A 14812-nucleotide genomic window follows, 5' to 3' on the forward strand; every position below is an offset into this window, starting at 1 on the left:
TGCGCGGCGCCCAGGCGCGGCGTCACCGGCGCAAGACGGGAAACGGGACGACGAGGCGGCCGGTCTGTTCCGGCTACGCTGAAACACAACGGTGCATTCAGACACCATGGAGGACTTGGAGATGAAGGTTTCCCTTAAACGTGCAGTTGCCATGGCCGCGGTCGCGGGTTCGCTGGCCGCCGCTTCGCTTCCCGCCGCGGCGGCGGAGCAATTCATTCCATTGCTGGCCTATCGCACCGGCTCGTTCGCGCCCCTGGGCATTCCATGGGCCGACGGCAAAATGGACTACCTCAAGCTGGTCAACGAGCGCGACGGCGGCATCAACGGCGTGAAAATCGTCTATGAAGAATGTGAAACCGCCTACGCGACGGACAAGGGCGTGGAATGCTACGAACGCCTGAAGGCCAAGCACGGCGGCGCGTCGGGGTTCGACACGCAATCCACCGGCATCACCTTCGCGCTGACCGACAAGGCCATCGTCGACGGGATCTCCATCGAGACCGTGGGCTACGGCCTGTCGCAGTCCGCCGACGGCTCCGTGTTCAAATGGAATTTCCCGCTGCTGGGCACGTACTGGACGGCGGCCGACGTCATGATCCAGGACATCGCCAAGAAGCTGGGCGGCGAAGACAAGCTCAAGGGCAAGAAGATCGCGCTGGTCTATCACGATTCGCCCTATGGCAAGGAGCCCATCGTCCTGCTGCAGTCGCGCGCCAAGGCCAATGGCTTCGAATTGCTGCTGTATCCGGTGACCGCGCCCGGGGTCGAGCAGAAATCCACCTGGCTGCAAATACGCCAGAGCCGCCCCGACTTCCTGCTGCTCTGGAGCGCCGGCATCATGACGCCCACCGCGGTGCGCGAAGCCCAGGCCGTGGGCTACCCGCGGGACAAGATGTACGGCATCTGGTGGGCCAGCTCCGAGACCGACCTCAACGACCTGGGGCAGGTCGCGAAGGGCTACAACGGCATCACCATACACAACAGCGCCGACCATGGCCGCGTGCATGAGGACCTGAAGAAATACGTCTACGCCAAGGGCCAGGGCTCGGACACCCAGGGCAAGTACGTGGGCAGCATCGCGCACACCCGCGGCATGATGATTTCCATGCTGCAGGTCGAGGCCATCCGGACCGCGCAGGAAAAGTTCGGCAAGGGCAAGCACATGACGCCCGAACAGGTGCAATGGGGCTTCGAGAACCTCAACATCACGCAGGAGCGCCTCGAAGAGCTCGGCTTCGCCAAGCTGATGCGCCCGGTGAAGACCAGCTGCAGCAACCATATGGGCGACGACTGGGCGCGCATCATCCAATGGGACGGCGCGAAGTTCAACATCGTCTCCGACTGGTATCAATCCAACAAGGATTTCGTCCAGCCGCTGGTGAAGGAGCTCGGCGCCAAGTACGCCGCCGAGAAAAAGCTGGAAGTGCGCAACTGCGCGGGCTGATTGTGCATCGGGTCGGGAAGGCGCTTGCGCAGCCCCGGCCCCAACCATGGCGGTCATCATGACGACAAACGAGGCGGCAGCCACACAGGCCCCGGACATTCTCCTGAATGTGAACGGCATCGAGGTCATCTACAACCACGTGATCCTGGTCCTGAAGGGGGTGTCGCTATGCGTGCCCCAGGGGCGGATCGTCGCGCTGCTGGGCGCGAACGGCGCGGGCAAGACCACGACGCTGCGGGCGGTTTCCAACTTGCTGAAAGCCGAGCGCGGGGACGTGACCAAGGGCAGCATCGACTATCGCGGCGAGCGCATCGACAAGCTCACGCCGGCCGACCTGGTCAAGCGGGGCGTGGTGCAGGTGATGGAAGGGCGCCACTGCTTCGCCCACCTGACGATAGAAGAGAACCTGCTGACGGGCGCCTACACGCGCTCGTTGAGCCGCGGCGAGCTGAACGCCGAGCTGGAAAAAGTCTACCGGTACTTTCCCCGGCTCAAGCAGCGGCGCGGCAGCCAGGCGGGCTATACGTCCGGCGGCGAGCAGCAAATGACGGCCATCGGCCGCGCCTTGATGGCCAACCCCGCCATGATCCTGCTCGATGAACCGTCCATGGGGCTGGCCCCGCAAATCGTCGAGGAAATCTTCGAGATCGTGCGCGACCTGAACGTGCGCGAGCGGGTCAGCTTTCTATTGGCCGAACAGAACACCAACATCGCCCTGCGCTACGCCGACTACGGCTACATCCTGGAAAACGGCCGCGTCATGATGGACGGCCGGGCCTCGGAACTGGCCGAGAACGAAGACGTCAAGGAATTCTACCTGGGCGTGTCCAGCGGCGAACGCAAGAGCTTCCGAGACACCAAATTCTATCGGCGGCGCAAGCGCTGGCTGGCTTAGGATCTGTCATGAATCCATACTATCAGGATCGCGAGGCGATCTCCCCCGAGGAACGCGAGCGCGAACTCTTTTCCCGCTTGCCGGCGCTTCTGGCGCGCGCGCGGGCGCGCGCGCCGGCCATCGCGCAGCAGCTGCAAGGCGTGGATCCGGAAGCGATCCGCAGCCGGCCGCAGCTGGAACGCATACCCGTCATCCGCAAGAGCGAGCTGCTGCAGGCGCAACTGGCCATGCGGCGGCAGGGCGGGCCTGAGGGGCAGCCTTCCTCGAGCCGCGTCTTCGGCGGTTTTTCCACCATAGGCTGGGGCGAGGCTTTGCGGGTCTTCGCGTCGCCCGGCCCCATCTATGAGCCCGAAAGCGCCCGCGCCGACTACTGGGGTTTCGCCCGTTCGCTGTACGCGGCCGGGTTTCGCCCGGGCGACCTGGTCTACAACTGCTTCTCCTATCATTTCACCCCCGCCGGCTCGATGATGGAGACCGCCGCCCACGCCCTGGGCTGCACCGTGTTCCCGGGCGGCGTGGGGCAGACCGAACAGCAGGTCCAGGCCATCGCCGACCTGGCGCCCTCGGGCTATACGGGCACGCCCAGCTTTCTCAAGATCATCCTGGAGAAAGCCGACGAGCAAGGCATCGGGCTACCGTCCCTGAAGCGGGCGCTGTTTTCCGGCGAGGCCTTCCCGCCGTCGCTGCGCGACTGGTTCGCGGGCCGCGGCATCGACGGCTTCCAGGCATACGGCAGCGCCGACCTGGGCATGATCGCCTTTGAAACCCAGGCGCGCGAGGGCCTGGTCGTCAACGAGGACATCATCCTGGAGATCGTGCGCCCGGGCACCAGCCAGCCAGTGCCCGCCGGCGAGGTGGGCGAGGTCGTGGTCACGACCCTGAATCCCGACTATCCGCTGGTGCGCTTCGGCACGGGCGACTTGTCCGCCCTGTTGGCCGGGCAATCGCCTTGCGGCCGCAGCAACCTGCGCATCAAGGGCTGGATGGGCCGGGCCGACCAGACCACCAAGGTGCGGGGCATGTTCGTGCATCCCGGGCAGGTGGCCGGCGTGCTCAAGCGCCACCCCGAGGTCGGCCGGGCAAGGCTGGTGGTCAGCGGCACGCCGGGCAGCGACGTCATGATCCTGAAAGTCGAGCTTCCGGAACCCCGCCGCGAAGTGCTGGACCAACTGGCCGCGTCGGTGCGCGAGCTCACGAAGCTGCGCGCGGACATCGAGCCGGTCGCCCCGGGCAGCTTGCCCAACGACGGCAAGATCATCGACGACATACGCAGTTACGAATAAGCATATAAGGTGTGGCCCCCGCCGGCTTTGCAGTAAGATGCAGCGAAAATCCACGTTGTTTCTTACAGGGGAATGTTTATGCGCAAGTTCAAGTACGCCTTGGGCGTGATGGCCATGTTCGCCGCGGTGCAGGCCGCGCAAGCCGCTACGCTGGACGTCGTCAAGAAGCGCGGTGTCGTGCACTGCGGGGTGACCACCGGTTTCGCGGGGTTCTCGGCGCCCGACTCGAAGGGCGAATGGCGCGGGCTGGACGTCGACGTCTGCCGCGCGGTGGCGGCGGCGGTTCTGGGGGACGCGTCCAAATTCAAGGCCGTCCCGCTCAATTCCCAGCAGCGCTTCACGGCCCTGCAATCCGGCGAGATCGACCTCCTGGCGCGCAACACCACGGTCACGCAGCAGCGCGATACGGCCCTGGGCGCGATCTCGGCGGGCGTGAATTTCTATGACGGGCAGGGCTTCCTGGTGCCCAAGTCGCTGGGGGTCAAGAGCGCCAAGGAGCTCAACGGCGCTTCGGTCTGCATGCAGACCGGCACGTCCAATGAGAACACGATGGCCGACTGGGCGCGGGCCAACAAGGTCACGTACAAGCCGGTGGTGATCGAGCAGTTCAATGAGGTGGTCAACGCTTTCGCGGCGGGGCGCTGCGACGTCTTCACGACCGACGCTTCGGGCCTGGCTTCCATACGCATTTCGAAGCTGTCCAACCCCGACGACTACCAGGTGCTGCCGGAGATCATTTCCAAGGAGCCGCTTGGCCCCTTCGTGCGCCAGGGCGACGATGCCTGGCTGAATGTGGTGAAGTGGACGCTGCACGCGATGGTGGGCGCTGAGGAGCTGGGGGTGAATTCGGGCAATGTGGACGAGCAGCTGAAGAGCGACAATCCGAACATCAAGCGCCTGCTGGGGGTGACGGAAGGGTCGGGGAAGAACATGGGGCTGGATGAGAAGTGGGCCTACGCCATCATCAAGCAGGTGGGCAACTACGGGGAAAGCTTCGAGCGGAACGTGGGGCAGGGCAGCCCGTTGAAGATCCAGCGCGGACTGAATGCGCTGTGGACCGACGGCGGGCTGATGTACGCGCTGCCGATACGGTGAGCACAGGCGGCGCGGGAGGCAAGCCGCCTACCTGCGCCTTCTGTACACCAGCGCGATCCTGGCGAAGGCGATCTGCAGTTCCCTGGTGCCCGCCTGGAACACCACCGGCCGGCCGCGGCTGGTGAAGCAGATCAGCCGCTTCGAGGCAAGCAGCGGGACGAACTTGGCAAAGGTGATGTCCTGCCAATCGACTTCCCGGCGGCTGATCCAGGTTTGCCGTATGCCCTCGTGCGTGATGCTGGTCACCGACACCAGCATGTAGCGCGCCAGGACCACCAGCCCGGCGAAGCACAGCACGATGCTGCCCGCCACCATCGGGCTGACGTTCCGCCCGACGGGGCCGGCGGCGGTGACGGCGATCTGCACGCCGATGAACGCCAGCACTGCGCAAGCCAGCACCTTGATCCATTTCGGCCAGGCCATGCCGTTGAGCGGCAGCGGCCCCAGTTCCTGCATCAATTGGGCGTGTTCTTCGGGGCTGGGGCGCTGGTGACCCAGCAGATTCATGCGGCCGCCGCCTTGCGGGCCGCCAAGGCCGAGCCGGCCCGGCTGGACGACTTGCGGCCCAGCTGGCCCGAGATCCAGTGGCCGATGTCGGCCACGGCGTCCAGGTCGACGCCGGTTTCTATGCCCATGCCGTGGAGCATGTACAGCACGTCTTCCGTCGCCACGTTGCCGGTGGCGCCCTTGGCGTAGGGACAGCCGCCCAGGCCGGCGACCGAACTGTGGAATATCGTGATGCCGGCCTGCATGGCGGCCAGGATGTTGGCGAGCGCCTGGCCGTAGGTGTCATGGAAATGGCCGGAGACGCGCGCCGGATCGACGACCTCGGTGACCGCGCGCATGACGTCGTACACGCGGCGCGCCGTGCCCGTGCCGATGGTGTCGGCCACGTCGATTTCATCGCAGCCCATGGCCAGCAGGCGCTGCGCCACGTTGACGGCCGAGGCGATGGGGGTTTCGCCCTGATAGGGGCAGGCCAGGGCGCAGCTGATGCTGCCGCGCAGCCGGATGCCGGCGGCCTTCGCCGCCTGCGCCACCGGTTCGAAGCGGACCAGGGATTCGTCTATGCTGCAATTGATGTTGCGCTGGGAGAAGGCTTCGCTGGCGGCGCCGAAGATCACCACTTCGTCGATGCCGGCCGCCAGGGCGGCCTCGAAGCCGCGCAGATTGGGCGTGAGGGCCGAATAGACGGTGCCGGGCCTGCGCCGTATGCCCCGCATGACTTCCGTGCCGTCGGCCATCTGGGGCACCCACTTGGGCGACACGAAGGACGCGGCCTCCACGTTGGGGAAGCCGGCGGCGCTGAGCCGGTCGACCAGCTCGATCTTGACGGCGGTGTCGATGAACTGCTTTTCGTTCTGCAGCCCGTCGCGGGGGCCGACTTCCACGATCTTTACTTTGCTTGGGAGGTACATATGCGCATTCCCGGAGGATTCATGAGGGTTGCCGGCCATCATAAAGCCTTTGATCCGTAGGCGCCACTGCGGCCTGGCGCCGCTGGAAGCGGCCGTCTTCGTGCCGGAAGACGCGGTCCGACAATTCGAGTTCCAGCAGGCAGGCGTTGAGCCGGGGCAGGTCCATGCCGCTGCGCGCGGCCAGCTGGTCGATGTGGGCCGGGTCGTGGCCCAGGGCATCCAGCACCCTGGCGGCGTCCTCGTCCAGCGGGGGCGCCTCCAGCGGAGAAAGGAGATCCGGCGCGGACGCGGCGGCGCTTGAGCCGGGAGCGCCCAATTCCTCGTGGATGTCCTGCCCGGACTCGACCAGCTTGGCGCCCTGGCGGATCAGGGCATGGCAGCCGCGCGACAGCGGCGAATGGATGGACCCCGGGATGGCGAAGACTTCCCGCCCCATTTCGGTGGCGAGCCTGGCGGTGATGAGCGAACCGCTTTGGCGGGCGGCCTCGACCACCAGGACGCCGCGCGACAACCCGGCGACCAGCCGGTTCCGCCTGGGAAACTGATGGGGCAAAGCCCGGGTGCCCAGCGGGAATTCGGAAACCAGCGCGCCTTCCGCCGCGATGCGGTGGGCGAGCCCGCGATTGCGCGCCGGATAGACGATGTCTATGCCCGTGCCCAGCACCGCGACGGTGCCCCCGCCCTGGCTGCCCGCCGCCAGCGCGCCTTCGTGCGCCGCGGCATCGATGCCCAGGGCCAGCCCGCTGACGATGCTCCAGCCTTGCTCCGCCAGATAGCGCGCGAACGCCCGGGCGTTGTCGGCGCCGCCGACGGTCGCGCTGCGCGCGCCCACGATGGCGATGCCGGGACGGGACAGCAGCGGCACCGCGCCATTCACGTACAGCAGCAAAGGGGGATCGTGGGTGTCCAGGAGCGACCTGGGATAGCCGGGATCGGCCAGGGTCAGCAGGTGGTGCCCGGGCTGGTCCAGCCACTTCAGGGTGGCATCGACGGCGGCGCGGGTTTCGTCCGCGAGCGGGCTTTTCAGCTGCAGGGCGAGCGGCGGCGGCAGCAGCCCGGCCAGCTGTCCCAGCGAGGCCGCGTAGACGTCTTGCGGCAGGCCGATGGCGGCCAGCAGGCCGCGCGCCTGCGCCGGGCCGAGGCCGGGTTCGAGCGACAGCCGGATCCAGGAGGAGAGTTCGTCTGTGGGTAAGGTCAGGGGCATGCCTCAGTTTGACACAATGCCGGCCTTCGAGGAGGGCCGGCGCCACGAATGGTCACAGTCAAAACTTTGTTTTATCATGGAAGCTTAGACTAATTCAGAGATTTTGCTTCATGGCTTTGCTTCCCATACTTCGCTACCCCGACCCGCGCTTGCACAAGGTTGCAAAGCCGGTCCAGGTGGTCGACGACCGTATCCGCCAGCTGGTGCGCGATATGGCCGAAACCATGTACGCCGCCCCGGGCGTCGGCCTTGCCGCCACCCAGGTCGACGTGCACGAGCGCGTGGTGGTCATCGACGTCTCTGAAGGCGGCAACGAACTCATCGTGCTCATCAACCCCGAAATCATCTGGAAGAGCGAAGAAAAACAGGTCTACGAAGAAGGCTGCCTGTCGGTGCCCGGCGTCTACGACGAAGTCGAACGCGCCGCCCGCATACGGGTGCGGGCGCTGAATGAAAAAGGCGAATCCTACGAATTCGACGCCGAAGGCCTGCTGGCCGTCTGCGTGCAGCACGAACTCGACCACCTGCTGGGCAAGGTGTTCGTGGAATATCTTTCCGTCCTCAAGCAGAACCGCATCAAGACGCGGCTGCGCAAGCAGGAACGCGAAGCGCTCAAAGCCTGACCCCGTCATTCCGATACCAAGTCCCTACGCCGTGCGCATCGTATTTGCCGGAACCCCCGAATTCGCCCGCCAGGCGCTGGACGCCATCCTGGCGGCCGGGCATCAGGTGCCCCTGGTCCTGACCCAGCCCGACCGCCCCTCGGGCCGCGGGTTGAAACTGATGCCCAGCGCCGTGAAACAGGCCGCGCAGGCGGCGGGCATTCCGGTCTGCCAGCCGCGCAGCCTCCGGCTCGACGGTAAATACCCCGAGGACGCGGCCGCCGCGCGCCAGGCCCTGCTGGATGCGCGGCCCGAACTGATGGTCGTCGCCGCCTACGGACTGATCCTGCCCGAATGGGTCCTGGCCCTGCCGGAACGCGGCTGCTTCAACATCCACGCCAGCCTCCTGCCGCGCTGGCGTGGCGCCGCGCCCATACAGCGCGCGATCGAAGCGGGCGACGCGCAAACCGGCATCACGATCATGCAGATGGATCAGGGCCTGGACACCGGCGACATGCTGCTGGCCCGGGCGCTGCCGATCACGCCGGAACACACCGCGGCCACCCTGCACGATGCGCTCGCGCAAATGGGCGCGCAGGCCATCGTCGAGGCCGTCGAGGCGGCCGAGGCCAATGCGCTGCGCGCCACGCCGCAGCCCGCCGAAGGGGTGACCTACGCCGCCAAGCTGGAAAAATCCGAGGCGCCGCTGGACTTCACGCAGCCCGCGGAGCAATTGGCTCGGCGTGTCCGCGCGTTCAATCCGGTTCCGGGCAGCACCATGCGGCTGCCCGGCCTGGCCGACCCGGTCAAGGTCTGGCGGGCGGCCGCCTTGCCCGGCCGGCCCGCGGCGCAGCCGGGCGACATCGTGGCGGTCGGCGCGGAAGGGGTGGACGTCGCCACCGCCGACGGCGTCCTGCGCCTGCTGGAGTTGCAAAAAGCGGGCGGAAAGCGCCAGCCCGTAGCGGCTTTTGTGCAGGGCTGGCAGGCCTGAGGGGCCGGCGGAGCGCCGCCCGAATGCCTCGCCGGCCCGGCCGGCGGCCGGCAATGCCTGATTAGCCGGCCAGCTGCGTGCCGTATAGATCGTACTCGTCCGAATCGGTGACGCGCACCCGCACGATGTCTCCGGGCGCCAGCGTTTCCTCGGTTTCGACGAACACGCTGCCGTCGATCTCGGGCGCGTCGGCGCTGGACCGGCCGATGGGGCCGTCTTCGTCGATTTCGTCGATCAGCACCTCGATTTCACGGCCTATCTTCCCGGCGAGCCGCTGCGCGGAGATCCGCTGCTGGTGTTCCATGAAGCGATTCCAGCGCTCTTGCTTCACTTCGTCGGGAACGTGATCGGGCAGTTCGTTGGCCTTGGCGCCCTGCACGGGCGAATACTGGAAGCAGCCCACGCGATCCAGCTGCGCTTCGCTCATCCAGTCCAGCAGATACTGGAAGTCCTCCTCGGTTTCGCCGGGGAAGCCGACGATGAAGGTGGAGCGCAGGGTCAATTCCGGACAGGCCGCGCGCCAGCTTTTGATGCGGGCCAGGGTCTTGTCCTCGAATGCCGGCCGCTTCATGGCTTTCAGGATGCGCGGACTGGCATGCTGGAAGGGGATGTCCAGATAGGGCAGGATCTTGCCGTCGGCCATCAGGGGAATCACTTCGTCGACGTGCGGATAGGGGTAAACGTAGTGCAGGCGCACCCACACGCCGAAGCCGGACAGCGCTTCGCTCAGCTGCGTCAGGTGGGTCTTGATGGGGCGCCCGTTCCAGAAGCCGCTGCGGAACTTGACGTCCACCCCGTAGGCGCTCGTGTCCTGCGAGATCACCAGCAGTTCCTTCACGCCCGCCTTGACCAGGCGTTCGGCTTCGCCCATGACGTCGCCGATCGGGCGGCTGACCAGGTCGCCGCGCATGGAGGGGATGATGCAGAAGCTGCAGCGGTGGTTGCAGCCTTCCGATATCTTCAGGTAGGCATAGTGGCGCGGCGTCAGCTTGATGCCCTGGGGCGGCACCAGGTCGACATAGGGGTCGTGCTCGACATTGGGCGGCGCCGCCTCGTGCACGGCGCGCACCACCTGCTCGTATTGCTGCGGGCCGGTCACGGCCAGCACCGCCGGGTGCACTTCCCGGATGAGGTTTTCTTCCACCCCCATGCAGCCCGTGACGATGACCTTGCCGTTCTCGGCGATGGCTTCGCCGATGGCGTCCAGGGATTCGGCCTTGGCGCTGTCGATGAAGCCGCAAGTGTTGACGACGACCACGTCCGCATTGTCGTAGTCGGGGGTGATGGCATAGCCTTCCGTGCGCAGCTGCGTCAGGATGCGCTCGGAGTCGACCAGCGCTTTCGGGCAGCCCAGACTGACGAAGCCGACTTTTGGGGAACTCATGGATGACCTTTTAGCGTTGACGGGCCGCCGGGGCCCGGAAAAGAAAGAATTTTAACGGTGCGCCGCGCGCCATGGACGGGCCGCGCGCGATTTGATGATAAAGTCCGACTCAAAGCCCATTCATACACACGTCTTTCGCAGCTGTGCACCCAGACCCGTCCCGGCATCGCAATATCAGCTTGTCCGACACCTTGTCGGCCAGCGCGCGCAATGTGCGCGACGTCCTGGCCGGCAGGTCGCTGTCGGACAGCCTGGCCGCGACGCCGGGCGAATTGCGGGCCTCGGCCCAGGCCGTGTCGTTTCATGCCATGCGCAAGCTGGGGCAGGCCCGCCATGCCAGGCGGATGCTGGTCAGCCGCAAGCCGCCCAACCCGCTGTTCGATGCCTTGCTGCTGGTGTCGCTGGCCTTGCTCGAGACCGCCATCGGGCACGAGGCGCCGGAAGGCGGGCCCGTTCCGCGCCACCTGCCCGTCTATGCCGTGCATACCCTGGTGGACCAGGCCGTCAAGGCGGCGTCGGCGCAGCCGAAGCTGCGTGCCTACAAAGCGCTGTTGAATGGGGCGCTCAGGAATTACATACGAGAGCGCAAGGCGATTTTAACCCAGGCGCAGGAGTCGCCCGAGGCCTGTTTCAACTTTCCGGACTGGTGGGTGGCGCGCCTGCGCAAAGCCTATCCCGATCGGTGGGAAGATCTGCTGCGGGCGTCCGACGAACCGGGGCCGATGACGCTGCGCGTGAACCGGCGCCGCGCCACCGTCCAGCAGATGCTGCGGGCCCTGGACGCCGCCGGCATGCCGGCGTTCCATCGGGGCGGCGACGCCGTCACCCTGTACACGCCCAGCCCGGTGCCGCTCGTCCCCGGCTTTGAAGAGGGGTGGTTTTCGGTCCAGGATTACGCCGCGCAGCAGGCCGGCGCCCTCTTGCCCCTGGAGCCGGGCATGCGGGTGCTGGACGCCTGCGCCGCGCCGGGCGGCAAGACCGCCCACTTGCTCGAACGGGCCGATGTCCGCTTGCTGGCGCTCGACGCCGATGCCGGCCGGCTCGTGCGCGTGCGGGAAAACCTTGCGAGACTGGGGCTGGACGGCCCGGCCGTGGCCCTGAAGTGCGCCGATGCCGCCGACCTTCCCGCCTGGTGGGACGGCGCGCCCTTCGACGCCATCCTGGCCGATGTCCCCTGCACGGCCTCCGGCGTGGTGCGCCGCCATCCCGACATCCGCTGGCTGCGCCGCGAGGCCGACGTCGCCAGGACCGCCGCGCTGCAGCGGCGCATCGTCGATGCCCTGTGGCGCACCCTGCGCCCGGGCGGCCACATGCTGTATGCCACCTGCTCCATTTTTCCGGAAGAATGCGAAGACCAGGCGCGGCGATTCCTGCAGCGTCAGGCCGACGCCGTCCGGCTCGACGCGCCCGGCCAGATGCTGCCCCTGGCCGAAGATCCCATGACGGCGCACGACGGTTTTTTTTATGCTTTGTTTGCCAAGAAGGCGTGACTCGTCAAAAATGACGGCTTCGGACCACTCTTTGTGCAGGCCGGCCCTGCCACTCTTTAGCATTGATAGGCCTTAAATGCTGCGACTGCTGTTTTCCGTTTTCCTTTCCCTGGCATTGGCGGGGGCCGCGTGCGCCGAAGCCGGCGTGCAAGAGGCGGGTGAACAGGTGCTGCGCGTCGAGCCGATGGTCCGCGACGGCAAGCTTTATATCGACGCCGACGTCCAGCTGGACGTCACGGGCGACCTGCGCAACGCCGCCGAAAAGGGCGTGCCCATTTATTTCACGGCGGACCTCAAGATCGTTACCAAAAGATGGTGGTGGTTCGACAAAGTGGTCGTCGACGAGCAGCAAACCTGGCGCATCGTCTACAACGCCCTGACCCGGCAATGGCGCGTGGGCACCGGCGAGCTCTCGCTGCCGGAATCCTCGCTGGACAACGCATTGTCGCTGGTGCGGAACATCCGCGGCTGGGCGGTCGCGGACATCGGCGACCTGGAGCACGATGAGCCTTACGAGGGCCGCATCCGGGTGCGGCTCGACACTTCGCTTCTTGCCCGGCCCTTCCAGGTCGACGCCCTGAACAGCAGCGCGTGGTCGCTTGCTACTCCATGGAAAAATTTCAATTTTTCAATCTCGGTCGTCGAGCCTCAGCGCTGATACGCTGGGGCTTGCGCGCCGCCCTGATCGTCGCCGCGCTCAGCGCCCTGGCGTTGCTCGCCTTGCTGGTCTGGTCCACGGGCAATGCGTCGCGCTACGCCCAGCAGTACGACACCTTGCTGGTGCTCAACGGGATACTGGCCGTCGCGCTGATCTTCTGGGTGCTGGCCCTGTCGGCGAGGCTGCTGCGCCAGATCCGGCGCAGGCAGTTCGGCGCCCGGCTGACCGCCCGGTTCACCCTGTATTTCGCGCTGATCGGCGTACTGCCGGGGGCCCTGATCTACGTCCTGTCGGTCGAATTCATGTCGCGGTCCATCGAGTCCTGGTTCAACGTGCGGGTCGACACGGCGCTGGAGGCCGGCCTGAACCTGGGCCGCGCGGCGCTCGATTCGCAGCTCGACGACCTGAACGCCCGCGCCAAGGAAATGTCCGCCAAGCTGGGCAACGCCAACGATGCGGAAATGTCCCTGGTCATCTCGCGCCTGCGCGAGTCCTATGGCGTGGCCGAGGCCATGATCTTCACCGGCAACGGGCGGCTGATCGCCTTCAGCTCCTCGGCCTACGGGCAGTTGCTGCCGGATCTGCCGCCCGCGTCGGTGATCAACCAGCTCAGGGTGTCGCGCTACTACTCGGCGGCCGAGGCCGACGAAGTCGACGAGCCCGCCAAGGACCGGGACGGGGAGGCCGTGGCGCAGGCGGGCCTGCATCTGCGGGTGGTGCTGCCGATCAACACGGTGGAACGGCTGTCATCGGTGCTGGGCATGGCGCCCGATGCGCGCTGGCTGCAGGTGATCGAGCCGGTGCCGGAACAGATCGCGCGCAACGCCAACCAGGTCCAGCAAGGCTTCCGCGACTACCAGGAACTGGCGCTGTCGCGGCTGGGCTTGCGCAAGCTGTACGGCATCACCCTGACCCTGGCGCTGATTCTGGCGGTGTTCGCGGCCATCGTGTTCGCGCTGTCGGTGTCGCGCCGGCTGGTGCGGCCGCTGCTGTCGCTCGCCGCCGGCACCCAGGCGGTCGGCGTGGGCGACTACCGCCCGCTGCCCGAGCCGCCCGAGAAAGACGAAGTGGGGCAGCTGACGCGCTCTTTCAACGCCATGACGCGCCAGCTGGACGAAGCGCGCCACATGGTCGAGAACAACCGGCAGCAGCTGGAGCGGTCGAACGTCTATCTGGAGTCCGTGCTGAGCAATCTGTCCTCGGGCGTGCTGGTGTTCGACGAAATGTTCCGGGTCAGCATGTTCAACCAGGGCGCCCAGAGCATCCTGCGCACCGACCTGCGCTCGGTCAAGGGCCGGCCGCTGGAGACCGCCGACGGCGCTTTCGCGCTGTCCCAGCTCATCCGCCAGGCCTTCGCCGCCCATGCCGCCGTGGGTTCCGAGCGCCAGTACTGGCAGCAGCAGTTCGAGCTCGAACTCGAAGCCGCGGTCGACAACGAAAAGAAGAAGCACATCGTCACCCTGCTGGCGCGGGGCACGCACCTGCGGGTGGACGGCCGGGGCAACGGCTACCTGGTCGTGTTCGACGACATCAGCGAAGTGATCTCCGCCAACCGTACCGTCGCATGGGGCGAGGTGGCGCGCAGGCTGGCGCACGAGATCAAGAATCCCCTGACCCCCATACAGCTGTCGGCCGAAAGGCTGGCCATGAAGCTGGAAGGCAAGCTCAGCGACGAGGACGCCGCGATGCTCACGCGGTCCACGGCCACCATCGTCAACCAGGTGGCTTCGCTGAAGCAGATGGTGGACGACTTCCGCGAGTACGCGCGCACGCCGCCGGCGCAGATGCAGCGCATCGAAATCAATGCGCTGATCGCCGACGTGCTCGCCCTGTACGGGTGGGACCCGGAGGGCGGCATGGTGCGCGACGACGGGCAAAGCATGCATATCGATGTGGAGTTCGATCGCGCCGTGCCCGACATCGAAGGCGACCCCACCCAATTGCGCCAGGTGATCCACAACCTGCTGGCCAATGCGCGCGACGCGGCCTCGCAGCACCAGCCGCTGGCCGAGGCCCGCATCCACGTGCAGACCAAGCTCATGTATTCCGGCGCGGAGGGCGACACCCAGCGTTCCGGCGTGCGGCTCACCATCACCGACAATGGCTGCGGCTTCCCTTCCCAGGTGCTGGCGCGGGTCTTCGAGCCCTATGTGACCACCAAGGCGAGCGGAACGGGCCTGGGACTTGCTATAGTTAAAAAAATTATCGAAGAACATGGCGGTCGCATCGATATTTCCAACCGCCGCGAAGGCGGGGCGCGCATCTCCATCCTGTTCACGCGCCTTGCCGACCCAGCGTCTCCGCTGGACGAAGAAAGACAAGGGAACGATAATGCGGAAAAAAGGTAG

Annotated in this window: 13 protein-coding genes; 9 read left to right on the forward strand and 4 right to left on the reverse strand. The window is 66.5% G+C overall.

Translation table 11 applies throughout. The features are described from left to right. Nucleotides 1-121 precede the first annotated feature (121 nt). From H0A72_RS05735 to H0A72_RS05750, 4 genes are all read left to right on the forward strand, one after another. The gene (locus H0A72_RS05735) at nucleotides 122-1444 is read left to right on the forward strand and encodes an ABC transporter substrate-binding protein (RefSeq protein ID WP_425502486.1); all 1323 of its coding nucleotides are present in this window, start codon (nucleotides 122-124) and stop codon (nucleotides 1442-1444) included. A 58-nt stretch (nucleotides 1445-1502) separates the two neighbouring features. Continuing rightward, complete coding sequence (locus H0A72_RS05740) at nucleotides 1503-2339, forward strand: ABC transporter ATP-binding protein (RefSeq protein ID WP_180154117.1); 837 nt, start codon at nucleotides 1503-1505, stop codon at nucleotides 2337-2339. Nucleotides 2340-2347: 8 nt separating this feature from the next. Next, complete coding sequence (locus H0A72_RS05745) at nucleotides 2348-3622, forward strand: phenylacetate--CoA ligase family protein (protein WP_180154118.1); 1275 nt, start codon at nucleotides 2348-2350, stop codon at nucleotides 3620-3622. 78 nt (nucleotides 3623-3700) lie between these two features. Further along, on the forward strand, nucleotides 3701-4717 hold the full coding sequence (locus H0A72_RS05750; protein WP_180154119.1) for an amino acid ABC transporter substrate-binding protein: 1017 nt from the start codon (nucleotides 3701-3703) through the stop codon (nucleotides 4715-4717). A 27-nt stretch (nucleotides 4718-4744) separates the two neighbouring features. Here the strand turns inward: H0A72_RS05750 and H0A72_RS05755 are convergent, their stop codons facing one another. The 3 genes from H0A72_RS05755 to dprA are packed head-to-tail and all read right to left on the reverse strand — an operon-like array spanning nucleotide 4745 to nucleotide 7339. Beyond that, the gene (locus tag H0A72_RS05755) at nucleotides 4745-5224 is read right to left on the reverse strand and encodes a hypothetical protein (RefSeq protein ID WP_180154120.1); all 480 of its coding nucleotides are present in this window, start codon (nucleotides 5222-5224) and stop codon (nucleotides 4745-4747) included. Continuing rightward, complete coding sequence (locus H0A72_RS05760) at nucleotides 5221-6135, reverse strand: hydroxymethylglutaryl-CoA lyase (protein WP_180154121.1); 915 nt, start codon at nucleotides 6133-6135, stop codon at nucleotides 5221-5223. Before H0A72_RS05760 ends, H0A72_RS05755 begins: the two co-directional genes overlap by 4 nt. A 19-nt stretch (nucleotides 6136-6154) precedes the next feature. Beyond that, nucleotides 6155-7339, reverse strand: coding sequence for a DNA-processing protein DprA (dprA, locus tag H0A72_RS05765; protein WP_180154122.1), 1185 nt, complete (start codon nucleotides 7337-7339; stop codon nucleotides 6155-6157). A gap of 110 nt (nucleotides 7340-7449) precedes the next feature. On the opposite strand from dprA, the gene def reads away from it, so the two are divergent. Beyond that, entirely contained in the window at nucleotides 7450-7962 is a 513-nt protein-coding gene (def, locus tag H0A72_RS05770; RefSeq protein ID WP_180154123.1) for a peptide deformylase, read from the forward strand. Between the two features lie 31 nt (nucleotides 7963-7993). Next, nucleotides 7994-8932, forward strand: a complete 939-nt coding sequence (gene fmt, locus H0A72_RS05775) for a methionyl-tRNA formyltransferase (RefSeq protein WP_180154124.1) — start codon at nucleotides 7994-7996, stop codon at nucleotides 8930-8932. 61 nt (nucleotides 8933-8993) lie between these two features. Here fmt and rimO read toward each other — a convergent pair whose 3' ends face one another. Further along, the gene (gene rimO, locus H0A72_RS05780; protein WP_180154125.1) at nucleotides 8994-10316 is read right to left on the reverse strand and encodes a 30S ribosomal protein S12 methylthiotransferase RimO; all 1323 of its coding nucleotides are present in this window, start codon (nucleotides 10314-10316) and stop codon (nucleotides 8994-8996) included. Nucleotides 10317-10495: 179 nt separating this feature from the next. On the opposite strand from rimO, the gene rsmB reads away from it, so the two are divergent. The 3 genes from rsmB to H0A72_RS05795 all read left to right on the forward strand — a co-directional run bounded on the left by rsmB (nucleotide 10496) and on the right by H0A72_RS05795 (nucleotide 14812). Then, nucleotides 10496-11806 (forward strand): 16S rRNA (cytosine(967)-C(5))-methyltransferase RsmB, encoded by a 1311-nt coding sequence (gene rsmB, locus H0A72_RS05785; protein WP_180154126.1) that lies wholly within the window; start codon nucleotides 10496-10498, stop codon nucleotides 11804-11806. A 76-nt stretch (nucleotides 11807-11882) separates the two neighbouring features. Next, nucleotides 11883-12464: a DUF4390 domain-containing protein gene (locus H0A72_RS05790; RefSeq protein ID WP_180154127.1), complete on the forward strand. Its 582-nt coding sequence runs from the start codon at nucleotides 11883-11885 to the stop codon at nucleotides 12462-12464. After that, on the forward strand, nucleotides 12464-14812 hold the full coding sequence (locus H0A72_RS05795) for an ATP-binding protein (RefSeq protein WP_180154462.1): 2349 nt from the start codon (nucleotides 12464-12466) through the stop codon (nucleotides 14810-14812). The genes H0A72_RS05790 and H0A72_RS05795 overlap by 1 nt, the downstream gene beginning before the upstream one ends.

It is taken from the genome of Parapusillimonas granuli (assembly GCF_013416525.1).
GTDB lineage: Bacteria > Pseudomonadota > Gammaproteobacteria > Burkholderiales > Burkholderiaceae_B > Parapusillimonas > Parapusillimonas granuli.

What these genes read in the sequence shown, in the direction of transcription:
- rimO (WP_180154125.1), bottom strand. Translation starts at nt 10,316, where the DNA reads ATGAGTTCCCCAAAAGTCGGCTTCGTCAGTCTGGGCTGCCCGAAAGCG.
- H0A72_RS05735 (WP_425502486.1), top strand. Translation starts at nt 122, where the DNA reads ATGAAGGTTTCCCTTAAACGTGCAGTTGCCATGGCCGCGGTCGCGGGT.
- H0A72_RS05745 (WP_180154118.1), top strand. Translation starts at nt 2,348, where the DNA reads ATGAATCCATACTATCAGGATCGCGAGGCGATCTCCCCCGAGGAACGC.
- H0A72_RS05740 (WP_180154117.1), top strand. Translation starts at nt 1,503, where the DNA reads ATGACGACAAACGAGGCGGCAGCCACACAGGCCCCGGACATTCTCCTG.
- dprA (WP_180154122.1), bottom strand. Translation starts at nt 7,339, where the DNA reads ATGCCCCTGACCTTACCCACAGACGAACTCTCCTCCTGGATCCGGCTG.
- H0A72_RS05750 (WP_180154119.1), top strand. Translation starts at nt 3,701, where the DNA reads ATGCGCAAGTTCAAGTACGCCTTGGGCGTGATGGCCATGTTCGCCGCG.
- def (WP_180154123.1), top strand. Translation starts at nt 7,450, where the DNA reads ATGGCTTTGCTTCCCATACTTCGCTACCCCGACCCGCGCTTGCACAAG.
- H0A72_RS05790 (WP_180154127.1), top strand. Translation starts at nt 11,883, where the DNA reads ATGCTGCGACTGCTGTTTTCCGTTTTCCTTTCCCTGGCATTGGCGGGG.
- H0A72_RS05760 (WP_180154121.1), bottom strand. Translation starts at nt 6,135, where the DNA reads ATGTACCTCCCAAGCAAAGTAAAGATCGTGGAAGTCGGCCCCCGCGAC.
- H0A72_RS05755 (WP_180154120.1), bottom strand. Translation starts at nt 5,224, where the DNA reads ATGAATCTGCTGGGTCACCAGCGCCCCAGCCCCGAAGAACACGCCCAA.